This window comes from Campylobacter concisus, from assembly GCF_003048875.2.
In the GTDB taxonomy this organism is placed as follows: domain Bacteria; phylum Campylobacterota; class Campylobacteria; order Campylobacterales; family Campylobacteraceae; genus Campylobacter_A; species Campylobacter_A concisus_AU.
The window spans coordinates 1404021-1430617 of record NZ_CP049264.1 but is presented as its reverse complement, the minus strand read 5'-3'; the positions used below and the strand labels follow the sequence as shown (position 1 = coordinate 1430617).

Below are 26597 nucleotides of genomic sequence, written 5' to 3'. Positions count from 1 at the left end.
TAATAAAATTTAAAGGATCAAGATGGCTGTGAACAAAAGTGTTCAATTAGGAAAAGCAAAAGACGAAGATATCGAAGATATCGATTTTGCTGCGATGTTAGAGGAGTCTTTTAAAAAGACTGAAGAAGATAGTGACGCAAAGATCGTCAGTATCAATGGCGATGAGGTTTTAATCGACGTTGGCAAGAAGTCAGAAGGCATTTTAAATGTTTCTGAGATCACTGACACAAACGGCAACCTGACGCATAAAGTTGGCGATACGATCAAAGTTGTAATAACTGGATCAAGAAATGGAAGACCTATAGTGTCGCACAAAAAAGCACTTAGAAAAGAGAAAGTTAAAGCTTTCATCGAAGCTTACGATCCTGAAAATTCTGGCGAAATCGACGTAAAAGTAGTTGGAAAAAATAAAGGTGGTTTTATTACTCAAGACGCAAATGGCGTAGAATTTTTCTTACCAAGAACGCACAGCGGATTTAAAAACGCTGAGGGCGTAGTTGGAAAATCATACAAAGTAAGAGTTATAAAAGTTGATAAAGAAGAGAATAGCATCGTTGTCTCAAGAAAGAAAATTTTAGATGACGACCGCAAAAAACGCAAAGAAGCTCTATCAAACATAGTAGAAAACGATAGCGTTATAGAGGGCACAGTTAAGAAGATTACAACTTATGGTATGTTTGTTGATGTTGGTGGTGTGGACGGACTTGTGCATTACAGCGAGATAAGCTACAAAGGCCCAGTAAATCCTAGCTCTTTATACAAAGAAGGCGATAAAGTTTTAGTTAAAGTTATCAGCTATGACAACGAAAAACGCCACCTATCTCTATCTATCAAGGCTGCTACTCCAGATCCTTGGGAAGAGATCATAAATGATGGTCTAGAAGTTGGCGACACTATCAAAGTAACAGTTAGCAATATCGAGCCTTATGGCGCATTTGTCGATCTTGGAAATGATATTGAAGGATTTTTACACATATCTGAAATTTCATGGGATAAAAATATCAAAAATCCAAAAGATCACATCAGCGAAGGTCAAGAGATCGATGTTGAAGTTATCGAAATAGACGCAAAAGGACACCGCTTAAGAGTGAGCCTTAAAAATTTACTTCCAAAGCCATTTGATGAATTTAAAGCTAAATTTAAAGAGGGTGACGTAGTAAAAGGCGTTGTGACAACTATCACAAATTTTGGTGCATTTGTTAGAGTAGGCTGCGTTGAGGGCTTGCTACACAACGAAGATGCATCTTGGGATAGAAATGACAAGTGCAAAGATATGTTCAAAGCTGGCGACGAGCTTGAAGTAAAGATCATCAAAATCGACAGCGCTGAGCAAAAAATTTCTCTAAGCCTAAAAGATCTAAAACAAAGTCCAGTTCAGGCATTTGCTAATAAATTTAGTGTAGGCGATATCGTAAAAGGAACGATCCGTGACATTAAAGATTTTGGCGTGTTTGTTGAGCTTGGCGATAATGTCGATGCGTTAATCCGCAAAGAAGATCTAGGTAGCGTAGATGCTAGCACGTTAAAGATCGGCGATGAGATCGAAGCCGCTATCGCATTTATCGATGAGAAGAAAAATAGAATTCGCCTAAGCATACGCCGTTTAGCAAAACAAAAAGAGCGTGAAGTGTTAAATGAGATCAACGACAACGACGACAAAGTAACACTTGGCGACATTATAAAAGAACAATTACGCTAGTATAAATGGGCAGACGCACGCTTTTATTAGTAGTTGTTCTGCTCTTTGTGATGTTAGGTTTGGTTGGAGTTTATCTTGTTAAATTTGCAAGCGTAAATTTCAGCCAAACTACTGAAAAAAATATTACAAGTGAGCAAAATATAACCAAAAATACAGCCGGCAGTGAAAACTGGATCAACGAGCTGGCAACTATTAAGAAAAAAGATTACGTATTGCCCGTAAATGAAATTTTTATAGAATACAACCGACCTAAGATAGAAAAGCCAAAGATCACAGCATACGAACTTTTGATAGATAAAAACGACATCTACTCTATGTTCTGCTTGATGCAGACTTTAAGAAATAGCGAGGTTGATTTTACTGTAGTAAGAGATGGCGCTAAGAGCCAGATCTTTTTAAATACCCAAGACTCAAGGCTTTTGCAAAATATCATTTTGCAGCTAAGGGTTTACGATATTCACTCAAGTGTGAGAGAGGTAAAATTATGAAAACTATCATTGTTTGCGATGCGATACACCCAGTAGGTTTTGAACTTTTAAAAAAAGAACAAGATATAAATGTAATAGACGCAGTTAATACCCCAAAAGACGAGCTTTTAAAAATTTTAGGCGAGGCTGATGTAGCGATCACTAGAAGCTCGACTGAGGTAAATGAAGCGTTTTTAGAAGCTGGTAAAAAACTAAAAGCTATCGTTAGAGCTGGTGTTGGCGTGGATAACGTTGATATAGATGGCTGTTCAAGAAGAGGCATCATCGCTATGAACGTCCCAACTGCAAATACTATCGCAGCAGTTGAGCTAACTATGGCACACATGCTAGCAGCTGCAAGATCACTTGAATACGCTCACAACGACCTAAAGCTAGATAGAATTTGGAAACGCGAGAAGTGGTATGGAGTTGAGCTTTTTAAGAAAAAGCTAGGTGTGATCGGTTTTGGTAACATCGGCTCAAGAGTAGCAGCTCGCGCAAAAGCTTTTGGCATGGATATCATCGCATATGATCCATATATCGATCCATCTAAAGTTATCGATATGGGAGGCACATATACTAAAAATTTTGATGATATCTTGGCGTGTGACTTCATCACGATCCACACTCCAAAGACCAAAGAGACAACCGATATGATCGGGGCTAAAGAGATAGCAAAGATGAAAGATGGCGTAAGGCTTATAAACTGCGCTAGAGGTGGTCTTTATAACGAAGAGGCGCTTTATGAAGGGCTAAAAAGCGGCAAGATAGCATTTGCTGGCATTGACGTTTTTACAAAAGAGCCAGCGACAAGTCATCCGCTTCTTGATCTAAATAATGTAAGCGTCACACCGCATCTTGGAGCAAACACTCTTGAGTCGCAGCGCAACATCGCAGTAGAGGCAGTCGAGCAGGCTATCTTGGCAGCACGCGGCATAAGCTATCCAAACGCTTTAAATTTACCTATAAAAACAGAAGATCTACCGCCGTTTGTTGAGCCTTATATCGATCTTACAAGCAAGATGGCATTTCTTGCAGCTCAGATAAACAAAAGCGCGATCAAAGCTATCCGTATAGAGACTCACGGGCAAATTGGCGAATATGCAAATTCAATGCTAACTTTTGCGATCGTAGGCGCTTTAAAAGAGAGTCTTGGCGATGCGATAAACTACGTAAATGCTAAATTTTTATGCGACGAAAAAGGCATAACTACCGAAACTAGCACAGGTGGAGACAGTATCTTTAAAAACAAGATCACAGTTCGTCTTACGACAGAAAATGGCATCGTAAGCGTTGGTGGCACGGTATTTGGTGAAAATCAACAACGCATAGTAACCGTAAATGGCTTTAAGACTGACTTCAAGCCAAAAGGCAAGATGATCATCTTTAAAAACCACGACGTACCAGGCGTTATCGCTCAGATCAGTAAAATTTTAGCTGATGAGAAGATAAATATCGCAGACTTCCGTCTTGGTAGAGATGAGCACGGCATGGCGCTTGCGGTCATCTTGGTTGATGAACATATAAAAACAGAAACGCTAGAGAGATTAAACGCACTTGAAGCTTGTGTTTGGGCTCAATACGCAGTTATATAACAAATTACGAAAGGATAAAAAATGGCTTCATATTCAATGGGCGATCTAAAAAAGGGACTAAAGATCGAGATCGACGGCGTTCCTTATAAAATCGTAGAATATCAACACGTTAAACCGGGCAAGGGTGCAGCTTTTGTTCGTGCAAAGATCAAATCTTTTGTCGATGGAAAGGTTCTTGAAAAGACTTTTCACGCAGGTGACAAGTGCGAGCAACCGCATCTTGAAGAAAAAGAGATGCAGTACCTCTATGATGATGGTGAGTTTTGCCAGTTTATGGACACGACTACTTACGAGCAAGTTGCGATCAGCGACGAGGACGTGGGTGATGTTAAAAAATGGATGATCGATGGCATGATGGTTGAAATTTTATTTCACAATGGCAATGCTATCGGCGTTGAAGTGCCACAAGTAGTCGAGCTAAAGATAGTTGAAACTCCACCAAATTTCAAGGGCGACACACAAGGCGGTAAAAAGCCAGCTACTCTTGAGAGTGGCGCGGTAGTTCAGATACCATTTCACGTACTAGAAGGCGAGGTTATCCGCGTTGATACCGTTCGTGGTGAGTACATCGAGCGCGCAAATAAATAATCACACATCTGGCACGTTAAATTTATGAAAGAGAAATTTGACGAGCTTATCGCTCTGCTAAAGCCGCTATTTAAGGATAATGGCTTTAGCAAGAGCGCTTTAAATTTCTACAAAAATACTCCAAATTTTATCTACGTTGTAAATTTTCAAAAAAGTAGTGGCAATAGCTCAGAGCGCACGAGATTTTATATAAATTGCGGCATTTACGCCCCTTTTATAGAGGCTACTCTTGGCAAAGAAGCGCTTAGCAAGCCAAAAGAGTATGAGTGCCATTTTAGAGCTAGAGCACATGAAATCACTCGCACATCTGCTGCATACTACGAGCTAGAGCCAGATAGTGACGTGGCTAAAATTTATGAAAATGTAGCAAATGACCTTGGCTTTGTTTTTAAATTTTTTGAGCAAAATAGCTTTGAAGAAAATTTAATAGAGCTAATGCTCGAACAAAACGGTCTTGCAGCGATAAATCAGCTCTACGAATATCTTTTGATAAAAGATAAAAGTGAAATTTTGATCTCTCATGCCAAGATGCTTTATGCAAAGCATGGCAGCGAAGCAAGATGGGAGAAATTTCAAAATCAGATAAACGAGCTACTTAGAAAATATAAAAAAGATGAGATAAAATTTAAAGAGTAAATTTTGAGCAAAACGAGGCAGTTGCCTGCCCCGCTAGTTAGCATTAAGCCGACTTTTCTTTGAGATATTTGTTTATAAGAGTTGTGATCTCTTCGCCGTGTGGGAACCTTGACTCATCGTTTCCGATGCGATCCTTTTTAGAAAAGATAACGTTTCCATCAACCTCGACGATGAAATTTCCACCATCTCCTACAACCAACTCGACTCTTGCATCACTAAAGTTCGCTTTTATTTCATCTTCTACACGAGAAGCTACCGGACGATAGTTTCAAGAGTTGCAGTAAATAATTTTTACTTGCATGCTCTGTCCTTTCTTGTGAAATAAGCTTTGATTATATAAAATTTATCCTAACAAACAGATAACACGAGAAAGGACGATTTTATGAAAAAGGTAGCCGTAATCCTAGCTGATGGTTTTGAGGAGATCGAGGCGCTAACCTCCGTCGATGTTTTGCGTAGAGCTGGAGCTATAGCATCTATCGCTAGCTTGAAGGACGCGCAGATCAGAGGTGCTCACAATATAAATGTAAAAGCTGATGTCACACTTCGTGAGGTGGAGGAGCTAGGCTATGATGCGATCGTGCTTCCAGGAGGTCTGCCTGGCGCAGAAAATCTCGCAAATGACGCCAAACTAAGAGAAATTTTGCAAGAATTTGACAAAAAAGGTAAGCTGATTTGTGCCATTTGTGCCGCTCCTATGGTGCTTGAGCTAGCTCGTGTGCTTAAAGAGCATTTTGTCTGCTACCCTGGATTTGAAGAGAACGTAAGAAGCGACAAAAGAGGCTACGTGAGCGATAAAAACGTGCTAAAAGATCAAAATATCATCACTGGCAAGGGACCAGCTTTTTCTATGGAATTTGCGCTTTTTATAGTGAAAAATTTGCTTGGCGAAGAAGCTTATCTTAAAGTAAAAAATGATTTACTTTATAAATAGTTTATAAAAAAATTGTAATTTTTTATTTAATTATTCCACTTAAACTTAAGGATAAATTTTGTTTAGTGATAGATATTATAACGCCTTGCTGTTGCGATTTGTTGCATTTAAGGATATTTTTTAAAAATTTGTAATATTTTTCTTGGTTTTTACATCTTTTTGACGGAAATAAGCTATTATTTCTCTAATCGATCAGATCGATAATTTTTTTAAGGAATAATCCTGTGAACATTTATGTAGGAAATTTGTCGTATAGAACGACAGAGGCAGAGTTGAAGGAAGCTTTTGCACAATTTGGTGAAGTAAGGCGCGCAAAGATCGTAAAAGATAGAGAGACAGACCGCTCAAAGGGCTTTGGCTTTGTTGAAATGGACGACGCGAACGAGGGCCAAAAGGCGATCGACGCACTAAATGAAAAAGAACTTGGCGGACGCACTTTAAGAGTAAATGAGGCTAGACCAAGGGATTAATGACTATTTGCCACCATCTGGTGGCATAGTCTCGCGCATAGCTCCGACGCCAAGCGGCTATCTGCACGCTGGCAACGCCTATAATTTCATCTTGACTTATCTTCTGACGCGCTCACTGAGCGGCGTTTTGCACTTAAGAATTGATGATTATGACCTTGGCAGATACCGGCGCGAATTTGTTCAAAATATCTTTGACGTTTTAGAATTTCTAGGACTTTGCTATGACAAAGGTGCTAAAAGTATAGACGACTTTGAGCAAAATTTTAGCTTCAAAACAAGAACCAAAAGATATGAAAACGCACTTGAAAAGCTAGATGAAATTTACATTTGTGAATGCACAAGAGCTACCAAAGATGCTTATGAAAACGGCATTTACACTAAAATTTGCAAAGACAAAAAGCTAAAATTTATAAAAGATAAAACCGCCATTAGACTAAGCGTGGATGAAAATGACGAGCTTGGCAGGCAAGTAGCAGCGCAGATGGGCGATTTTGTCATTTACAAAAAGGATTTTACCCCAGCTTACAACTTCGCAAGTGTCATTGACGATGAGGATATGGGGGTAAATTTAGTGGTTAGAGGCGAGGATTTGCTGCCTTGCACGCTAGCTCAAAGATACCTTGCAAAAAGGCTAAATTTTAGCTTTTTAAATGCTAAATTTATCCACCACAAGCTACTTTTAGACGGAGCCAAAAAGCTTTCTAAAAGCTCCAAGTCACCACCTATTAATCTAAGCCAAAATCCTCAAATTTATTACAAAATGTTAGCAAGTGACCTTGGACTAAATTTAAACTCAGCAGATAAAATTTCAAACTTGCTTTATGAATTTAGGCTTAAAAATATGGCTGAGAAGTTGATGAGCTCTAAAATTTTCTAGAAATTTAAAATTAGCTTGATTTTTTTGGCGCAAATAGCATGCAGTGCTTTAGCACTGAAGCATGCACCTTGAACGTCGTAGGGGTTAGGGGATTGTTAAGGGGGAAGGGAGCGACTTCGTAATTCAAGCCTCTTCCCCCTTAACAAAGAAATAAACATCAAATTTATAAAAATCTATTTTGCAAATTTTAAACTTTCACTCACTCGCAAGAATTGACTACTGATTTAGGTCTCGCAAAGCTTGCCACTAAAATCAGAGCCGAAATTACTCGCTCATGAAATTTTAAAATTTGCTGGATTTTAACAAAAACGCATGCAGTGCAAAGCGCTGAAGCATGCACCTCTAACGCGCGAGGGGATTGGGGGATTTAAAAAGGGGGATAAGGGGACGGCTTTGCTTTGACTTCTCGTAACTGCGAGCAGACCGTAATTCAAGTCCCCTTGTCTCCTTTTCGAATAAAAGAGTTTTTAAATTTAAGGTCTGTATTTTTAAAAGAGAAATTTGCTATTTTGTAAATTTTAAAATTCCATTCACTCGCAAGAATTGACTACTAAAATTTGGCTTTGCTTGCAGCTTAGCTCAAATTTTAGAGCCGAAATTACTCGCTTATGAAATTTTAAAATTTGCTGGAAATTTCTTAAAAATAAATCGCATGCAGTGCGCTAGCACTAAAGCATGCCCTTTCAACGTGCGAGGGGATTGGGGGATTTAAAAAGGGGGATAAGGGGACGGCCTCGTAATTCAAGTCCCCTTGTCTCCCTTTTGGATAAAAGAGTTTTTAAATTTAAGGTCTGTATTTTTAAAAGAGAAATTTGCTATTTTGTAAATTTTAAAATTTCATTCACTCGCAAGAATTGACTACTAAAATTTGGCTTCGCTTGCAGCTTAGCTCAAATTTTAGAGCCGAAATTACTCGCTCATGAAATTTTAAAATTTGCTGGAATTTCAATAAAATGTATGCATCGCAAAGCAAATTTTAAAATCTTACTCACTCGCCTTAGCAGACTACTAAATTTAAAGCCGTGATTTTCCAGCTCTAATTTTAAAATTTGATAGACGCTAAATAGCGCAGCGTGACAGCTTAACCATGCGCTTTGTTCTTGCCATAGACAGAAAATTCTCTAAATTTTAAAGCTATCATTAAGCTTTCATCAAGCGCCTTATTAGCCAAAATTTTGTAAAATCCGCTCATTAAAAAGGATAAAAAATGAGTGAAAATTCTGGCTTTACACACCTACATTTACACACCGAATACTCCCTACTAGACGGAGCAAACAAGATAGAAGAGCTAGCCCACATGCTCCACGACAGAGGTGACACGGCAGCAGCGATCACAGATCACGGCAACATGTTTGGCGCGATTGATTTTTACAAAAAGATGAAAAAAAATGGTATAAAACCGCTAATTGGCATCGAAGCATACGTGCATAACGGCGAGCAGCTTGACGATAAGAGCACCAAGCAGCGCTTTCACCTCATCCTAATCGCCAAAAACGAGACTGGCTATAAAAATCTGATGTATCTTAGCTCCATGAGCTATATCGAGGGCTTTTACTACTATCCTCGTATCAATAAAAAAATCTTAAAAGAGCACAGCGAAGGCCTAGTTTGTAGCTCAGCGTGCTTGCAGGGCGAGGTGAGCTGGCATCTAAATTTAAGCGAGCGTAACGTTAAATTTGGCGCTAAAGGCTACGAGCGGGCAAAAGAGGTCGCGCTTGAGTATAAAGAAATTTTTGGAGATGACTTTTACCTTGAGATCATGCGCCACGGCATTGGCGATCAAAGGCGCATAGACGATGACATTTTGCGTATCGCAAAAGAGACTGGCATCAAGGTCATCGCCACAAACGACACCCACTACACTTTTAAAGAAAGAGCCGCCGCGCACGAGGTTTTCATGTGCATCGCGATGAACAAAACCTTAGACGATCCAAACCGACTTCGCCACAGCGTCCATGAGTTTTTTGTCAAAAGCAAAGAGCAGATGAACGAGCTATTTTTAGACATCCCTGAAGTGATAGAAAACACCCAAGAGATCGTGGATAAGTGCAACCTTGAGATCAAGCTTGGCAACCCAACTCCGCCAAATTTTAAATTTACTCTTGAGTGCGCTAAGGAGAGAAATTTGACCCTCCCAGAGCCAGAAAACAGATATAGCTTCAAAAATGACGCTGTTTTTTTCGAGCATGAGTGTAGAAAGGGTCTTGAAGAGAGGCTGAAATTTGTCCCTGAAAATTTACACGAAGAGTATAGAAAGCGCCTTGAGATAGAGATCGGCATCATCAATAAGATGAATTTCCCAGGATATATGATGATCGTTTGGGACTTCATCAACGAGGCCAAGCGCAGAGGCGTGCCAGTTGGCCCAGGACGTGGCTCCGCAGCTGGTAGTTTGGTCGCTTACTCGCTAAAGATAACCGACCTTGATCCTATCCCATACAACCTGCTTTTTGAGAGATTTCTAAACCCAGAGCGCGTTAGCATGCCAGATATCGACGTGGATTTTTGCCAGAGCAGGCGCGGCGAGATCATCGACTATGTCACGCAAAAATACGGCAAATTTAACGTTGCTGGCGTTATTACATTTGGTAAATTGCTCGCAAAAGGTGTCATTAGAGATGTCGCTAGAGTCTGCGACATGCCTTATGCGGAGGCTGATGCGATGGCAAAGCTTATCCCTGATGAGCTTAACATCACGCTAAAAGATGCCTACGATAAAGAGCCAAAGATAGCTGAGCTAATAAGTCAAAATCCAAAGGCGGCTAAAATTTGGAAATTTGCCCTTGATCTTGAGGGGCTAAACAGAAACGCCGGCCAGCACGCAGCAGGCGTTGTCATCTCAAACGAAGAGCTTTGGAACAAAACACCGCTATTTCGCCAGCCAAACAGCCCAGAAGATCGCTTTGTGACGCAGTATAGCCTGAAGTACCTTGAAGACGTTGATTTAATAAAATTTGATTTTCTTGGCCTTAAGACGCTAACGGTTATTGATAATGCGATCAAGCTTGTTAAACAGCGCACTGGCAGGGACATCATCTGGGAGCAGGTCGATAAAAACGACTCTGGCGTTTATAAAATGATACAAAGTGGCCAAGCCATCGGCATCTTTCAGATAGAGGGCGAGGGCATGAGAAAGCTAGGAACTAGCCTGCGCCCAGACTGCTTTGAGGATATCGTCGCGATGCTAGCACTCTACCGCCCAGGACCGATGGAGAGTGGTATGCTTGATGACTTCGTCAAAAGAAAACATGGCGAGGCGGAGATAACATACGTATTTAAGGAGCTTGAGCCGATCCTTGCGCCAACATACGGCGTCATCGTCTATCAAGAGCAAGTCATGCAGATCGTTCAAGCCATAGGTGGCTTTAGCCTTGGTGGGGCGGACCTTGTGCGCCGTGCGATGGGTAAAAAGATCAAAGAAGAGATGGACAGGCTAAAGGGCGAGTTTGTAAAAGGCGCTGAAGAAAAGGGGCTAAACGGTCAAAAAGCGGACGATCTTTTCGAGCTGATCGTTAAATTTGCAGGATATGGCTTTAACAAGTCTCACTCCGCAGCATACGCTTATGTTACATTTCAGACTGCTTATCTGAAGGCTTACCATCCGGCTGAATTTATGGCGGCACTTCTAACAAGCGAGGAGAGCAACGTCGATAAGATCGTTCGCTACATCGATGAGATAAAACGCATAAACATCGATACTTTGCCACCATCTATCAACAAATCAACCAAAGAATTTAGCGTCGTTAAAAACGAGGGTCACGATGGCATTATATTTGGACTTGGAGCGATTAAGGGTGTTGGCGGAGCGGCTATTGAGAATATCATCGCTGAGCGTGACGCAAAGGGCGAGTTTAAGAGCATGGACGACTTTGTCTCAAGGATCGATCCATTTAAGGTCAATAAAAAGGTCTTTGAAAGCCTTATAAAAGCTGGCTGCTTCGATGAGTTTGGCTTTAGTCGCAAGATGCTTTTACAAAATGTGGAAAATATCGTAGAAGCTTGCAAAAATGCAGCCCAGATACGTAAAAACGCGGCTGAGAGCCTATTTGGCGAAGATGATAGCATGAATGATGTGAAGATAAATTTCGTCACTATAGATGATGAATTTGACATCAAGCAGATCTTGAAATTTGAGCAAGAGAGCGTTGGCATCTACCTCTCAGGTCACCCGCTTGATGACTATAAAGATGAGATAAATAAGATCAAATACACGCTAAGCTCGGAGTTTGAAACCTTGCCACAAAGTGCTGAAATTTTGGTAGTTGGCAAGATCGAGGACTTTGCTACGAGGATAACAAAAAGTGGCAAAAAAATGGGCACTATAAATGTGCTGGACTTTCACGGCAACATCGAGATCGCCGTCTTTGAAAGGGAGCTTGGCAACATCGAAGATATCGTAAAAGACGAGGCAAAACGCGATCTGCCTTATGCATTTAGGATAAATATCTCGCGCGACGATCAGTTTGTAAGGACAAATTTAAACGAGGTTTATAGCCTAGAAGATGCGCAAAATTTAGACTTTAAGACAAGAAAGCTAAAGCAAAACTCTAAATTTAGCAAAAACGAAGAGGCGAGCGCCCCTCAAAAGGCAAGAGAGTATGCCGAGCTAGAGGTGCTTTTAAGCCTTAGCGAGCTTAGCAGGCAAAAGCTGGAGCAAATTTACTCGCTAGTTTTTAGCAAAAATGCTCCAAATAATCAAAAACGGCTCATTTTAAAGATAAAAAATGAAGCAACTGGCGAAATTTTTATCTATAAGACCGAGTTTATCGTAAGCGACGATGTGGGCGAAGAGATAGAAAAGCTCACTGCTTCGGCGTAAATTTAAGGACAAGAAATGTTTGATATTTTTAGAAAAAAGAGCCATTTTTTAGATGAGTTTGGCATAGATAAAAGTAACTGGAGCGAGCTTTTTAGCGCTTGTCTTGGCAGAGCGATGCTGCTTCAAAAGAGATTATTTAAGCAAGTGGTTGAGGCTAGCAAGTGGCAGGCTGACTTTGAAAGCGGCAAAATTTGCTTTGACAAGCAGGAGTTTGATATGCAGTTCATCGGCTCTGAGAGCTTTTCGTCTAACACTTGGCTTTGGGGCTATGAAAATGTAAATGGCTTTGATGAGCGCTTGCTTAGCCTTGCAAATAGGGCGCGTGAGTTTGGCGAGAAATTTGGGCTTGAAGCGTTTAGCACGGCGCAGTTTGAGCTAGATGAAGAGATAAATGGTCATACGCTCAGCATGGTTGCTTGCGTGGCGCTTGGCGAGGAGCTAAGCTATTATAGGATCGATTACGACGGAGGTGCTGCGTACGTGGCATTTAGGGCTGAGACTATCTTTAAAGAGCCAGTTTTAGCAAGCGAAGTAGTTAGCGTAGTAAATGAGTGTATAAGCGCCTATGAGCTAGATCACAAGCTTTTTATAAAAGGGCTTTTGCTGGGTTGCGAGATAAAAATTGAGGAAAAACCTAACGAAATCGTAGCTAAATTTCAAGACAAAGTAAGTTTTACATTTGATGAGCCAAATAGGCTGACAAATATCTCCGCGAAATTATAAATTTATATTTTGGCTTGGTTATTAGGCGCTTAGCTTAATAACCAAGCTCTTTTCTTAGTAAATTTATCTCATCTATTACCATTTGCGGCTTTAGATCTTTCATGCAAGCATGCGTTTTTAGTGGGCAAACTCGCTTCATACAGGGCATGCAAGCTAAATTTAGATGCAATATCTTTGCAAATTCATTGCCCCATGGCGAGGTTTCACTAAATTTTGTCGGTCCAAAAAGAGCGATCGTTGGCACATGAAAGGCGGCAGCTACGTGCATAGGGCCGCTATCGTTTGTGACAAAAATGCCATTTTGACTAAGCCCAGCTATGCGCTCACAAAGCTCTTTGACGCTGGTTTTGCCAGCTAAATTCTGGCAAGTTGCGCCGTTTTCTTTTAAAATTTGCTCTATTTTCTCGCAAATTTCTTGCTCGCCTTTGCCACCAAAAATGACTATCTCAAACTCATCTTTGTAATTTAAAGCCACCTGCGCAAAGTACTCTGGGTACCATCTTTTCGCACTTCCGTAGCTCGCACCTGGATTTAGAGCTAGTGTTTTTTTAGCTGAAATTTGAGGTGTAAAATGTAGCTTTAGCTTAGTAGAAATTTCGCTTAGGCCTAGGGCATTTTTTACAAAATTTGCATATTTTAGCACCTGATGAAGGACGGTTTTGCTCTTTTTAAAGATGGCTTTTTTCTTAGCGTTTATAAAAAATAGCAAAAATTTACTAGCAAACGAGCTTCTAAAGCTAAGTGCTAGATCAAATTTACCAAGACTTTTTGCACTTTTAGCAAGGGATAAAAATCTAAATTTAGCCTTTTTGCTCTCATCAACGACCACTTTTTCGCAGTTTGGATGACTTTTATAAAGCTCGCAGGCTACAAATGAGCCAAAAAAAACGATTTGTAAATTCTTTTCGTTTTGCACTAAATTTTCGATCGCAGCGCTTGCCATCACGCTATCACCAAGCCAGGTTGGAAGCTCGATAAAAACTCTCATTTTAAGACGTCTTTTATCACTTCAAGCGTAAGAGCAGCATTTTTTTCGATGCTAAAATTTAAAGAAAGCTCGTAAGCCTTCTCTTGCTGGCTCGCCATGAGCCCATGGTTTGTGAGAATTTCATCTATAAACTCCAGCGCGCTCTCGTCATTTGGGCTTTGAAGCACAAATTTATCTTCTAAAATCTCGCTAGCTCCATTTTGAGCCGTCGTAAAGACCACGTTTTTAAAGCTAAGTGCCTCTAGTACGACATTTGAAAATGGTTCATAGTGCGTTGGAAAGATGAAAATATCGCTCGCTTCATAAAATTTCGCCGTGCTCTTTTGCTCGCCGACAAAATAGGCGTTTAGCCCAAGTTTTTTAGCTAGGCATTTGTAGCTTGAGATGTTTTTGTCTTTGCCCACAATGAGCGTATTTACGGGCGTTTTTAGCTTTGAGGCAAGGAGCAAAAACTCTTTTAGCCCCTTTCTTTTAAAGCCATTTCCCACAAAAAGCAGGGTCGCAAGCTCAAATTTAAGTCCAAATTCCTCACAAAGTGCGAGCTTTGCCTCGGCTTTTTGCACCCTTTGGGGTAAATTTACGCCGTTATAAACGGTCGTGATCTTTTCAGGCTCTATGCCGTAAGTCTCGATGATCTGCTCTTTGATGAAATTTGAGTTTGTGATGATCTTTTGGGAGTTTTTAAAGCACTTTTTCTCTAAGTATGGATAGACGAAGTTTAGGGGGTTTAGCCACCAAAAGCTCTTTGTCGCCCTATAAACCTTGTGCACGCCGTCTCCAGCCCTGTAGATATCGGCGCAGCTTACTCGCTCTAGGCTAAAATAAAACTCGTCCTCTTTTTTTTGGCGTTTTACTTGGCGGTTAAAATTTAGAGCTTTTTTCCAAGAAGATATGCCAACATCTCCAAGATATGAGCGAATTTCTGTTTGGATACCAAGCTCATTTATGGCCTTAACAAGCCTTCTTAAGTATCTTTCAGCACCTCCAACTGCGTTTGGATTAGTTCTTAAAAATACTATTTTTTTCATCTATAACTCCGCCAAAAACATTTTTAAATAATATTAAATTATTTAATAATACAAAAAAATGCCTTAACCTAAAAATTGGCTTGTTTTAAAATAATCTTAGATATAATTTGCCATTTTAATGAAGGAACATTTTGAAAATTTTACTTATAAGAAATGACAACATAGGTGATTTAATTTGCACTACGCCAGCCATTGAAGCGTTGCGCAAAGCCTACGCTCAGGCTCAGATAGATATCGTAGTAAATAGCTTAAATGCTTGTGTTGTTAAAAACAACCCTTTTTTAAACAAAATATACACATATACAAAGCCAAAGCATGTGAGATCCATTGCCGCGAAGGTTAAAGCTTTTTTTGGAAAGTGTAAAATTTTATTTCAAATTTGGCGTGAGAATTATGATGTAGTTGTTATTTTTAGAAGCTCCTATTCGCCATCTGCCGCTATCTTTGCAAGAGTGGCTCGTGCTAAAAAGATAATAGGAGCAGTCAAACAAAACGAAGATAGACATCTCATAACAGATAGGTTAAATTTTGATCAGTCCTTACATGAAGCCATGCTGTGTTGTCAATGCTTGGCGCCACTTGGGGTAAATTTTAAAGATGAAAAAACACTTTACGTGCCAAGTGAAAAAAATGAAAAATTTAAAGACTTTGTATTTTTTCATATCTCATCACGAGTAGAACAAAATCGCTTAAGTGAAGGTAAAATCTTAGAAATTTTAGAATTTCTAAAGCAACGATTTAAAAATATTGCCATTAGTGCAGAAGAGGCCAACTTTGGTAATGACATATCACATAAGGCAGATGTTGTTTTTGCTAGAACAAAAAGTTTAGATGAGCTAGCAAGTTATATCTGGGCAGCCAAATTTGTTCTTACTCTTGACGGAGGTGTAGCACATTTAGCTCCAGCGCTTGGTGTAAAGACGATCGTTTTATTTGGAAAAACAAATCCTTTAAGATGGGCACCAATCTACGGCAGCGGTAAGTGCATAGTCTTGCAAAGCCCAAACAAAATAGCAGAGGAAATCAAAAATGATGAAATTTTTAACAAAATATTACAGTTTGCTTGAAAATTTAAAATATATATTTTTTACCATTTATCTCTTTTCTTTGCCAGTGGCAAAAGTAGCTTCTATACAGTCTATATCTATGTCATTATTTACTCTCTTAGTCGTTGCAACAGAGTATAAAAAATGGAGCTTGAAAGATTTACTAAAAATAAAAGCTCCACTAGCTCTACTTTTTATCATAGCTTTATTAGCGTATATATCACTTTTTTTTACCATAGATATAAATGAAACACTAAAAGAGGTTAATAAGGGTGTTATAAAAAATGTCGCATTTATGATCGTTTTGTTCTATTATTTTATGAATTTAGGATATGAGAAAATTAAAATTTATATTTATATATTTTTCTCTTCACTTTTACTGCATTCTGTCATAAATATAATAACGTGGGCTAATGTTGGCTTTGATTTTCGTTATAGAACTGGTGGGTTGTTAGATGGATATATTTACGATGGTGGTGGCGAGAGGTTTGGAATTTGGGCAGTGTATGCTTTTGGATGTGCCATTTCTCTTTTAACATTTCAAAAAAATAAAGCATTCGCGGTTCTTTTTTTAGTAATCTCACTAGTTAGCATCATTTCAAACAATACAAGAGCTACTTATATAGGTGTTATATTTGTGCTAGCAGCTGTTTTTTTTATTTTTATACGATCAAATAAAATTAGAATATTATCTTGCGCGTTAGTTACTATATTTATCTTTGGTTTTTATGAGATTTCTCATCACATATCTCCAGATAGATATAATTTGACACTAATACCAAAATATATTGAGCTTATGAAAAAATCTCCAAAAGAGATGGGGACATACTCTGAAATGGGGCTAACTGAGTCAGTTCCTTCTAGAATAGCTTCGTGGAAGTCAGTCCTTATTTATAGACTGCATGAGCCATTTGTGCCGACTGGATATGGTAGATTTTTATATGGAAAAACTATTAGAAAATTAAATAGCGAGCAAGATGTGCCTTTTTCTGATTATTCACAAGTTCATAATGAATTTTTAGGGATGTTTTTTTCGCTTGGCATATTTGGGCTTCTCGCATTTATTGGAATTTGGATAAGTTATTTAAAAACTAGCATTCAGGTAAGTAAAAATAATAATATGCTTTTAATGGTGTTTGGACACACGATTTTCTTTGGCGGACTTGGCTTTATTGCAAGCTTGCTATTTGGTAGTTTTTTTGGAAGTAGCGAAGCAAAACTTTTCTACCTTACATTAGGTATGGCACTTGGTATATATTATAAAAAAGGCCCTAATAACGATGATAAATATACTAGAGCTTGAAAGCTCTCTTGGATTTGGCGGGCAAGAGCACCGCACGCAGCGTGTGATAAACGGACTAGACAAGAGCAAATTTAAAGTTTTTTATGGGCTAAACCCTGGCTCAAAAAGCCTTGAAAAGCAGATAGAGTGTGAATTTGTCGAGTTTAATCTCAAAAGGTCATTTAACATCCTTGAAATTTTAAAAATTTGCAAATTTGTAAAGCAAAATAATATAAAAATCATCTCAACTCACTCGGGTAAAGATGGGATTATAGGTGCTATAGTTAGTAAAATAACTGGTGCAAAGGTAGTTCGCACTAGACATTTGCAAACGCCAATTAGGTCGCCATTTAGTTACAACATAAATGATAAGATCGTTGTTGTTTCAAATGCCGTCAAGACTCAGCTTATATCTCAAGGAGTACAAGAAAGCTTAATAGAGACTATCTACACTGGAGTTGATACTGATAAATTTACTCCACATTTTAAAAAAGATATAAGAGATCAACTAGGCTTGCCAACAAATTCCATTATAGTGGGCATTGTGGCAGTGCTAAGAGCTGCTAAAAATCATAAAATTTTATTTGAAGCCTTTAGAGAGCTAAATTTACCAAATACTTTTTTGGTTGTAGTAGGTGATGGCCCACAATATGAAAATTTAAAAAATATAAAAACCTCAAACATTTTAATGCTTGGCAATAGAGCCGATGTAAGCGATTTTTTAGGTAGCTTTGATCTATTCGTTTTGCCATCAAAAATGGAAGCCCTTGGCACAGCACTGCTTGAGGCTCAGTCTTGTGCGGTGCCTTGCATAGGTAGTGATGTAGGTGGTATTGGCGAGGCGATAAAAGATAATGAAACGGGACTTTTGTTTGAAAATAACAACAAAGACTCTCTAAAAAATGCTCTGCAAACTCTCATAGAAGATGCCAATCTTCGTTCCAAATTTAGCACAAATGCTAGAGATTTTATAGTAGAGAATTTCTCAATCCAAACAATGGTTAGACAAACGGAAAAAATGTATGAAACTCTTTGAAAACTTTATGCGTCTAATTTTAAATTTTAAAAAAATACAAAAGACGCAGCTGGTAACCGAGCCTTTTCAAACCGTTTGTTTTTTTAGTAACACAGCACTGGGCGATACTATTTTTAACACACCAGTATTTCGAGTGTTTAAGCAAAATTTTCCGCATGTAAAAGTAGTTGCGCTACTAAATCCATCTACAGCCTCACTTTTTAAAACCGATCCAAACATTGATGAAATTTTATTATATGATGGTAAAAAAAGTGGGTTTTTGGATATTTTAAAAAAATTAAAAAAACTATCACCAGATATAGTTTTTATTTTACACTCAAATGAACCGCAAGCTACTCCACTAGCTGTTCTTAGTGGGGCAAAATATCTATTTAAACTGCCAAATTTAAATAATAAGTTTAGCTCATTTCACTCAAATGCTCCAGAGCCATATGGAGATGATAGATATGTGGTATTAAACCGTCTAGAACAGCTTAAATTTATAGGCATTCAAAGTCGCGATACGCGTCTAAATTTATACCTTGAGGCAAGTGATTTTACTAATGTTGATGAGGCGCTAAAAGGCTATGAGAGCCGTAAAATTATCGGTTTTCAAATGGGTGCTAGCACTATTTCTAGGCAGTGGTTTATAGATAAATGGGAAAAACTTGCAAAGCTTGTTTTACAAGATAGAAATGCTATCATAGTCTTAACAGGAAGTCCTGCTGAACGTGCCATGACTAAGCAGTTAGAAGAAAGGATAAATGATCCTCGTCTTTTAAACCTTGCTGGTAAATTTAATATCAGAGAAGCAGCCGCACTAATTTCAAGGCTAAATATACTAATCACGCCAGATACTGGTCCTTTGCATGTCGCAGCAGCCCTAAAAACTCCAACTATTGGTCTTTTTGCGGTGGCATCACCTATAAATTCAAATCCAGATTTTGATATAGATATTCATAAATTTATTAAAAAACCACGCACTTGCTCTCCATGCATAGGCAAAAAGTGTAAATTTCAAAAATGTATGTTGCAAATTGATGAAAAAGAGGTTTATGATATGCTCAAGGAAATGATTTGAAAAAAATTTTGTTTGTGGATACTGGACATGAATATGGTGGTGGAACAAAGAGCTTTATATATCTCTTAGAAGGTCTAGAAAAATACAAGAAATATCAATTTAGCGTTTTTTTTGAAAATGACTATAAAGTTGGTGAGCAAAATATATCTGAAATAATCAATAATCTTGGCGTGAACTTTATAAAATTTACGCCAAAGAGGCAGCCAGCAAAAATAATAAAAGAGCTGTTGCGTATATTTAGCAAAGAAGCTTTAGCTAAATACCTTTATCAAAAAGATTACAAATATGCCATCGCTATGCTTTCAAATGAAAAACCAGACATAATTCATCTAAATAATCACTTTTCAACAAACCTTGCCTATATCGAAGCCGCAAATGTTTTAGGCATTAAAGTTATACAGCATTTAAGAAAGAACTCTCCCATAGAACCATTTAAACTTAAAATTTTAAATAAACAAAAATTTATACCTATTTGCGTTTCAAACTCAACTTATGAATTTTATGCCAAACAGATAGAAATACAAAAAAACATCATATATAATCCAGTGATAGTTAATAACGAAGCAACTGTTATAGACAATATAAAATTTGATAAAAATAAGATCAATATAATAATGCCTGCAAATTTTCTAACACTCAAAGGACATGAGCTGGTCTTTGATGCGCTAACTATTTTAAAAAGAGATGATGTCGATTTTTATTTTGCAGGCAGTGGAGAGCTGACACCTGGTGCAAAAGAGAAATTTGATATGCTAATAAAATCAGGTAAGGCGCAATATTTAGGCTTTGTGCAACAAATGGGAGAAATTTATAAAAATTGTGACTACGTACTAGGCTTTTCAAGTGATGAAGGCCTGCCAAGAGTCGTTATAGAAGGACTTAGTTGTGGCCTTGGCGTTATTTACTCAAATATACCAGTTATAAGAGAAATTTATAATATATCATCAAAAAAAGAAGATTTTTTCATAGTCCAAAGAGACCCAAGGTCGCTTTTAAAATGTCTTGAAAATTTAACTAAACCAAGCTCAAAAGCGCCAGATAGTGCAGTCATTGATACTTTTAGTTTGGATAATTATATTCGCAGCGTTGATGCGATATATAGTGATCTTTGACAAATCGTTCAATCTTTTCTAGATCATCTTTGCTGAGCTCAAAAAAGGAACTTGCATCTATATTTCTAACAGTTTTAAATACTGAACTAATTGGGGATAAAGCAGAATTTATAACAAGCGAATCAAATACTCCTCTTTGCTCACTTGCAAAGCATGGTCCCATTAAACATATCGTTGGAGTGTGCACGCTGTCAGCCACATAGTAGTTTCCAGTATCAGAGCTTATGTATAACTGCATCTGTGATAGATAAAACGGAAGTTCTTCAAGTTTGACCTTATCTATCATCGATATAAATTTTAATCCCTCAAAACTATTTCTTTCACTACTTTCTAAAATTAGTTTTTCCAGCAGTTTAGCCTCATCACCAACGCCAAAAACATAAATTTCGCAGTCAAATTTAGAGAAAATTTTCAAGATCTTCTCCCAAATTTGATTAGGTGGCGTTTTCATTTTATTGCCAGCACTAAGACTTATACCTACCTTAAATTTATCGCTTTTGATAATATTTTCTGATGGTACAAACAGTGGTTTTTGTAGTTGTTTTTCAAATTTTAACTCATTAACGTTTATCATCTTTAGATATGTTGATAGTGTTAAGTCATTTAATGTATGTGAAATTTTTTTCATACCAAAAGCTAGCAGTTTAAAGCTACTAGAAGTAGCGTAATGCTTGATAGTTGCTATGTTTTTGGCTAGAGTACAGCGTGCTAAGAAAAGATTTAGACTATTTGGCATAAGGACATAAACATCTTTATAGTTTTGTTTAAAAAGTGCAAATGCCAGTCTTAGCTTGGAAGTTTTTTTCTTTTTTATATCATTTATTATAAAAATTTTATCAATCCTATTGTCATGTTTGGCAAAAGCAATATTTATCTCATCAAGCAATATATCAAATTTAGCCAAAGGCTCAAAAATAATAGTCGAATTTGCATAGTCGCCGATCTTGGCAGTTTGTATGATTAAAATTTTATCAGATGGTTTTCTAAAAAAACTTATAAATTTAAATATGGGATAAAAAAGTATGTATTGTAAAAGGTAAAACAAAACAAATTCCTTTAGTTTGATTTAAGGCATATTTTACATAGTTTTTAATAAATAGGTTGTTAGAATACAAAAATAAAAAATGAAATTTTGTAAAAGGCAAAAATGAGCGTACCAGTTTTGATGTATCACCACGTACTTGAAAAGAGTGGTTTTATTGCTAGTAGTGTGGATGAGTTTAGATCGCATATGAAATTTCTAGCCGAAAATGACTATAAAACACTAAGTATAAATGAATTTATCGCATATAAAAAAGGCGAGCTTGAAGTGCCCAAAAAGAGCGTTTGCGTAACATTTGATGATGGCTGGATGGACAACTACATCTATGCCTATCCTATCGTGAAAGACTTTGGACTAAAAGCAAATATGTTTATAGTCACTGGCTGGATAGAGGTAGCACAAAAAGCCCATGAGATAAGTCATGGAACCTTCTTAAATGGCAGCCATAGTGAGTGTAAAAATGCGGCTCCTAGCAGACCACAAGACGTGATCTTAAATTTAGAGCAGATCGAGAAGATGAGCGATTGTTTTAGCTTTCACTCGCATACGCACGGGCATTTTGATGGATATTTTGGGCAGCTTAGCTTGGATGAGGAATTTGGTCTTTGCCGTGAGTTTATGAAGAAAAATTTTGGCTTTGAAGATGACGCACTTTGCTGGCCAAGAGGCAAATATAATGATGAGTATCTAAGTGCTGCTAAAAAGCATGGCTATAAGGCGTTTTTCACGACAAAGCGCGGCATAAATAAGGCCGATGGCAACTTAGAGGAGATAAAACGCATAGTGACAAAGCGCGATGAAAAATGGCTTAAAAAGACTATGTTTATCTATCAAAATGACTTTTTGGGCTCGATATATGCTTTTCTTAGGAGTTAAAACCAATAAAACATTAATTAATTTTTTTCAATTAATTAGTGAGATCAAAAAAGATAAAGAACTTTTTTGATCTCAAAATATAGCGATTCTTTTTTTATTATTTAAAATATCAGTGAATCTTATCGTAAATTTATCATCTCCAATTCAAAAGCCAAAATTTCTTTTTTATAGTGTTTTCTGGGATGTTATTTCTAAACTGTTCGCTTAAAACATGCCAAGTAAAATTTAGAAATATTCTTGAATGTGCTACTATTGAACCATATTTCTTCATTTTTTCTTTTTTCTTTTCATAAATTATTTTATTTTGTGAATCATCTCTGTTTAATGAGTGATGTAAGGTCTTAAGTTCAAGCGTGAGACAAAAAATTATCCTAAAGTCATCTTTATGGCTATAATTTTATAGTTCGCCATAAATTTTAATGTGCCTTCATAAAAGATATGATCTAGGTCTGTGATTATTAATTTATCACTTTTTACACTTAAAACTCCTAAGTTCCTTACTCACTTTGGTTCCATTTTACGTCTTCATTGATTTTTATCCAGTGTAAATTTAGATTAAAATCTGGTATTTTATATTGGCTCTGTTGCAATAACTTATTGATTTTTATATAAAAAAACGACTCTTTAAAAAGAGTCGTAAAAAATCAAGTATAAAAAACATCATTTTGTGTTTTTAAAATATTAACTGCATTTAAAAAGCCCCATTGTTTAGAAATGGCTTCTTTAACTTTTTTAGTAATTTTTTCTAATTCGCTAATATCACAAGGTATGGGTATTTTTAACTCTTTCCACCTATCGGCTATGTTTGGTAATGTAGTATCTATGAAAATTTTATTTTCAAGCTGTTTATAGGTCAAGATGTGCGACAAAGCATAAATCAGATATTCTGCTGTTAATCCGTATTTATCCATAGCTTTTTGAGCATTTACTCTAAGAACCAAAATTTCCCTAGTCAAAATTACATTAATGTCATTTCTTGATACCATAGCTACACTGCCTATTCTATAGCTTCCACGTCTTACAAACAATATATCTTTTTGTTTTAGTCTTTTTTGAAAAGAAAAAAGTCTTTTATATTCGTCAAGCGGTATCATTGCAGTAGGGTCTTTGTAAATCTGCCAATTTACAATGTCTTTAACTCTGATATATGGAATTTCGCCTTCGCCTTTTAGCTCACCTTTAGGAGAGCCGTGTCCATCAAAGAAACTGACACACTCATTATTTATTAATTCTTGTAGTGATATTAAATGTAGATTTTTCTCTCTAGCAAAGTTTGAAATTTCAGCTTCTTTGCTTTTCCAAAAATATCTAGGAATTAAAATATCGCTATTGATAACCTCTTTGGCTTCCACTTGAAATGTGTATTGTTTTTCGTTTGTCACTCCTTTGATTTCGTCGATAATTTTTAATGTGTCATCTTTAATGTTCTTTTCTGTGTCATAAATAGGCTTTCCGTTGTGGTCGTGTCCTGCAAATTCGGCGACCGCCATATTTATATATCTTTGCTGTTTTTTGTTCTTTTGAATTATTAAGATGATACATTTTGCATTGTTATGCGGTCTAAAGGTATCGTGAGGAATATCTATTAGCCACTCAATGTTGTGTTTGTATAAAAATTCTCTAACATACCTCGTGCTAGGTGCGTGAAAGTATGTTTCAGGCAAGATTATAGCTAAACGACCTCCATCTTTTAAAAGTTGCATATTTCTTTCTAAAAACAGCGTTGAAACATTGCCCTCTTTTTTATCAAAATTTAGCTCATACTGAGCAAGTTTTGTTTTGCCGGTTACTTTTATGTCTTTTCCAAACGGAGGATTTGAAAAGGATATATCAAAGCCATCTAACTTTATTGAGTTTTTTGTAAGTTCTCCCCAATGGCTTGGTAAATCAAGACTATCCTCACAAAAAATACCACCCTTTCCATCTCCTAAAATTGTCATATAGGCTTTACCTACTTTTGTTAGAAAGCTATCTTTTTCAATACCTCTTATATTTTTAATGGCTAAAGCCATTTTTTCCTCAGCTCTTGAAATTTCGTTTGAAATAGTCTTGTCAAGAATGTGCCAAAGATACTTTAATGACTCCACTAAAAAACCACAGCTTCCACACGCTGGGTCAATGATAGAGTGCTTTTTATCAGGTGCTACTATTTCAACCATCATTCTAACTATATTTTTAGGTGTAAAGAATTGCCCTTGAGAGCCTTTAAGTGAGTAGCCTATAAAAACTTCAAAAGCGTCACCTACACTATCTCTATCGGTTTCTGTAATACAAATATTTTGGAGTTTTCCTATAACAAGTTTTAAGGTTTTTCCGTCAAAAGTTATGGTATCTTGCTCACTTAAAACATCATCATATTTTTCTTGAATATCAGCAAATAGCTCACCTATTCGCTCTTTTACTTCGTCATCACTTTCATCTACTGAGGCTCTAAATCTAACCATCTCATCATTGCCAGTAAAACGCTCGTCGTAAATTTTACAAAGTATCAAAAGTATCATCTCTTTTGCAATTTGCTCATCTCTATTTACACCTGTGCTGTTTGCGACAATTCGCCCTCTAATTTCTTTGAAAATATCCTTTAAATTATGAGTAGGCTTTAAGTCTTTTCTTAAATACTTTCCTATTTCACTTAGTTTTTCATTGTGTTTTGGAAAGGCGGCAATTTCTTCAAATTCTATATTGCCTGACTTTTCTATCTTTTTTAGATATACGCTCTCATCGCCATTAAACCAAATTCCTATATTTGCTTCACAAAATTTAAGATAATCTTTGAGCTGCTCGACGCCATCTTTTCTATCTTTTTTCTTGCACTCTACTACAATTTTAAGCTTTTTCTTGCCTTTTATCGTTTCAAATACGGCAATATCGATAGGATAGCCTCTTTTGTCGGATGGACTTGCTTTTACTCTATATTGTGGGTGTGATTGTATAAGCTCTTTTGGATAACCGTAATCTTCGTGAAGTATTTTAAGAAATGGCTGAACGGCTTCTCGCTCCTCTGGTGTGTCTTTTATATTTTTCCCTGTTATAAAATCCACTAAAGTATTTTGTTGTTTTTCGCTCATTTTTTATCCTTGCTCTATTTGGATATTAACTTACCATAGGTAACGGCACGGCAGGTCTATTTGCTATATTAATTGACTTGCTAAGACACTCTGTATTTACAATGTGGTCTAGCAGTATTCGCTCTTTATCGCTTTTAGCTTCTTTGGCAAAATTCACAAAGTTATTATACACAAGATAGTTATTGAGATATTTAGTGGATACACCTTTAAAGTTATGGATTAGCATATTCTTTAAACGAGAGTGGTAGTTATTGATTGTTTGGATATTGAATGAGCCTAGCTTATACTTATTGCGTGGTATTCTAATGTGGTTTAATCCCATTTCATAGGATAGTTTAGAATAAGCCCTGAAACTATCAGTAACAAACACGCTATCTCTAGCTATCTTACCACCTAGAACTATATTTAAAGAGTGAATATTTGGCTTACCTAGATTAGCTACTTTTGATATAGATAAACCACCTAAATTTACACCACAACTTATGCAAACCTGCTCCTTAGATAATCCACGTCTAGTAGCAGGTTCACCTCTGTGTTTAGCTAAACGTGTTAATTTAAAATTCTTATGATGTCCTTTAAAGCTTATAGACATAAATGTCTCGTCTGCTTCAATAACACCATCAAGTTTTACCTGATCTTGCATTTTCTGCAAAGCATCAAGAATTTTATGTCGCCATACAAAGGCAGTTCTAGTTGATATTCCGCAGATTTCGGCTGTTTTTCGCAGAGAGTATTTTTCTATCATGCACTGGATATATTGCTTCCAAACTCTCATATCCTTTTTAACTGCATAGAATATGGTTTGGTTTCTTGTTCCAAAAGTTTTACCACACTCTTTACAAATAAAACGCTGAAATCCGCTAACTTTACCGTTCTTGCTAAATTCTGTTGAGTTGCAATGAGGACAATGAATTATCTCACGCTTGATAGGTTCTTTTTTATTCAATTCATCTTGAAATTTAATTGATTTTAGGAATGTCTTTTTATCTTTTTCAGAGAGCGAGCCAAAGAGCTGTCTAATTATCTCGATTTCGTTAGATACTTTTTGCATTGAAACTCCCTATATTTCGTTATTTAATTAATGTATATTCTAACAAAAATCAACTTAATTTTCAATAAGTTATTGCAACAGAGCCTTTATATTTTAATGGTGAACCGTCATCTATTATGACAAATTCTATAATATCCAGCAATTCTAGATTATATTATTTTGATCGCAATAAAAATGCATAACATAGCTAACTTTATATA

The 26597-nt window shown here is 37.0% G+C and carries 22 protein-coding genes; 16 read left to right on the top strand and 6 right to left on the bottom strand.

Annotated features, from left to right (window positions below; genetic code table 11):
* Positions 1–22: 22 nt before the first annotated feature.
* From CVT07_RS07130 to CVT07_RS07110, 5 genes are read left to right on the top strand one after another with little or no spacing between them, the layout of a single operon-like run.
* A complete protein-coding gene (locus tag CVT07_RS07130) occupies positions 23–1699 on the top strand; it encodes a 30S ribosomal protein S1 (RefSeq protein ID WP_103650771.1) in 1677 nt (558 codons plus the stop codon).
* A 50-nt stretch (positions 1700–1749) separates the two neighbouring features.
* On the top strand, positions 1750–2187 hold the full coding sequence (locus tag CVT07_RS07125; RefSeq protein WP_230855694.1) for a hypothetical protein: 438 nt from the start codon (positions 1750–1752) through the stop codon (positions 2185–2187).
* Entirely contained in the window at positions 2181–3761 is a 1581-nt protein-coding gene (gene serA, locus CVT07_RS07120; RefSeq protein WP_223227349.1) for a phosphoglycerate dehydrogenase, read from the top strand. Before CVT07_RS07125 ends, serA begins: the two co-directional genes overlap by 7 nt.
* 21 nt (positions 3762–3782) lie before the next feature.
* Positions 3783–4349, top strand: a complete 567-nt coding sequence (gene efp, locus CVT07_RS07115; RefSeq protein WP_004317246.1) for an elongation factor P — start codon at positions 3783–3785, stop codon at positions 4347–4349.
* Positions 4350–4373: 24 nt separating this feature from the next.
* A complete protein-coding gene (locus CVT07_RS07110; protein WP_107936393.1) occupies positions 4374–4985 on the top strand; it encodes a DUF4304 domain-containing protein in 612 nt (203 codons plus the stop codon).
* 43 nt (positions 4986–5028) lie between these two features.
* Here the strand turns inward: CVT07_RS07110 and CVT07_RS07105 are convergent, their stop codons facing one another.
* Positions 5029–5286, bottom strand: a complete 258-nt coding sequence (locus CVT07_RS07105) for a SelT/SelW/SelH family (seleno)protein (protein WP_257639680.1) — start codon at positions 5284–5286, stop codon at positions 5029–5031.
* Between the two features lie 81 nt (positions 5287–5367).
* Here CVT07_RS07105 and CVT07_RS07100 point away from each other — a divergent pair, with 81 nt between their 5' ends.
* The 5 genes from CVT07_RS07100 to CVT07_RS07080 all read left to right on the top strand — a co-directional run bounded on the left by CVT07_RS07100 (position 5368) and on the right by CVT07_RS07080 (position 12808).
* Positions 5368–5919 (top strand): DJ-1 family glyoxalase III, encoded by a 552-nt coding sequence (locus tag CVT07_RS07100; protein WP_107936391.1) that lies wholly within the window; start codon positions 5368–5370, stop codon positions 5917–5919.
* Positions 5920–6143: 224 nt separating this feature from the next.
* Positions 6144–6389, top strand: coding sequence for an RNA recognition motif domain-containing protein (locus CVT07_RS07095; protein ID WP_009294719.1), 246 nt, complete (start codon positions 6144–6146; stop codon positions 6387–6389).
* Positions 6367–7266 carry a glutamate--tRNA ligase family protein gene (locus CVT07_RS07090; RefSeq protein WP_107936389.1) on the top strand — a complete coding sequence of 300 codons (900 nt, stop codon included), beginning with the start codon at positions 6367–6369 and terminating at the stop codon, positions 7264–7266. The genes CVT07_RS07095 and CVT07_RS07090 overlap by 23 nt, the downstream gene beginning before the upstream one ends.
* Positions 7267–8473: 1207 nt before the next feature.
* Entirely contained in the window at positions 8474–12085 is a 3612-nt protein-coding gene (dnaE, locus tag CVT07_RS07085) for a DNA polymerase III subunit alpha (protein ID WP_107936385.1), read from the top strand.
* Between the two features lie 15 nt (positions 12086–12100).
* Complete coding sequence (locus CVT07_RS07080; RefSeq protein ID WP_107936383.1) at positions 12101–12808, top strand: DUF6882 domain-containing protein; 708 nt, start codon at positions 12101–12103, stop codon at positions 12806–12808.
* 34 nt (positions 12809–12842) lie between these two features.
* On the opposite strand, the gene waaF is transcribed toward CVT07_RS07080, so the two are convergent.
* Positions 12843–13796 (bottom strand): lipopolysaccharide heptosyltransferase II, encoded by a 954-nt coding sequence (gene waaF / locus CVT07_RS07075; protein WP_107936381.1) that lies wholly within the window; start codon positions 13794–13796, stop codon positions 12843–12845.
* Positions 13793–14824, bottom strand: a complete 1032-nt coding sequence (locus CVT07_RS07070) for a glycosyltransferase family 4 protein (protein ID WP_107936380.1) — start codon at positions 14822–14824, stop codon at positions 13793–13795. The genes waaF and CVT07_RS07070 overlap by 4 nt, the downstream gene beginning before the upstream one ends.
* Before the next feature lie 131 nt (positions 14825–14955).
* Here CVT07_RS07070 and CVT07_RS07065 point away from each other — a divergent pair, with 131 nt between their 5' ends.
* From CVT07_RS07065 to CVT07_RS07045, 5 genes are read left to right on the top strand one after another with little or no spacing between them, the layout of a single operon-like run.
* The gene (locus CVT07_RS07065; protein WP_107936378.1) at positions 14956–15891 is read left to right on the top strand and encodes a glycosyltransferase family 9 protein; all 936 of its coding nucleotides are present in this window, start codon (positions 14956–14958) and stop codon (positions 15889–15891) included.
* The gene (locus CVT07_RS07060) at positions 15854–17173 is read left to right on the top strand and encodes an O-antigen ligase family protein (protein WP_107936376.1); all 1320 of its coding nucleotides are present in this window, start codon (positions 15854–15856) and stop codon (positions 17171–17173) included. The genes CVT07_RS07065 and CVT07_RS07060 overlap by 38 nt, the downstream gene beginning before the upstream one ends.
* Positions 17151–18188, top strand: coding sequence for a glycosyltransferase (locus tag CVT07_RS07055; protein WP_107936374.1), 1038 nt, complete (start codon positions 17151–17153; stop codon positions 18186–18188). The genes CVT07_RS07060 and CVT07_RS07055 overlap by 23 nt, the downstream gene beginning before the upstream one ends.
* On the top strand, positions 18175–19248 hold the full coding sequence (locus CVT07_RS07050; RefSeq protein WP_107936372.1) for a glycosyltransferase family 9 protein: 1074 nt from the start codon (positions 18175–18177) through the stop codon (positions 19246–19248). Before CVT07_RS07055 ends, CVT07_RS07050 begins: the two co-directional genes overlap by 14 nt.
* Complete coding sequence (locus tag CVT07_RS07045) at positions 19245–20360, top strand: glycosyltransferase family 4 protein (RefSeq protein ID WP_107936370.1); 1116 nt, start codon at positions 19245–19247, stop codon at positions 20358–20360. Before CVT07_RS07050 ends, CVT07_RS07045 begins: the two co-directional genes overlap by 4 nt.
* On the opposite strand, the gene CVT07_RS07040 is transcribed toward CVT07_RS07045, so the two are convergent.
* Complete coding sequence (locus CVT07_RS07040; RefSeq protein WP_107936368.1) at positions 20308–21405, bottom strand: glycosyltransferase family 9 protein; 1098 nt, start codon at positions 21403–21405, stop codon at positions 20308–20310. The genes CVT07_RS07045 and CVT07_RS07040 overlap by 53 nt on opposite strands.
* Before the next feature lie 102 nt (positions 21406–21507).
* On the opposite strand from CVT07_RS07040, the gene CVT07_RS07035 reads away from it, so the two are divergent.
* Positions 21508–22278 (top strand): polysaccharide deacetylase family protein, encoded by a 771-nt coding sequence (locus CVT07_RS07035; RefSeq protein ID WP_107936366.1) that lies wholly within the window; start codon positions 21508–21510, stop codon positions 22276–22278.
* Positions 22279–22922: 644 nt separating this feature from the next.
* Here the strand turns inward: CVT07_RS07035 and CVT07_RS07030 are convergent.
* On the bottom strand, positions 22923–25346 hold the full coding sequence (locus tag CVT07_RS07030) for an N-6 DNA methylase (protein ID WP_107936364.1): 2424 nt from the start codon (positions 25344–25346) through the stop codon (positions 22923–22925).
* A 25-nt stretch (positions 25347–25371) separates the two neighbouring features.
* The gene (locus CVT07_RS07025; RefSeq protein WP_107936362.1) at positions 25372–26397 is read right to left on the bottom strand and encodes an IS1595 family transposase; all 1026 of its coding nucleotides are present in this window, start codon (positions 26395–26397) and stop codon (positions 25372–25374) included.
* Between the last annotated feature and the right edge of the window lie 200 nt (positions 26398–26597).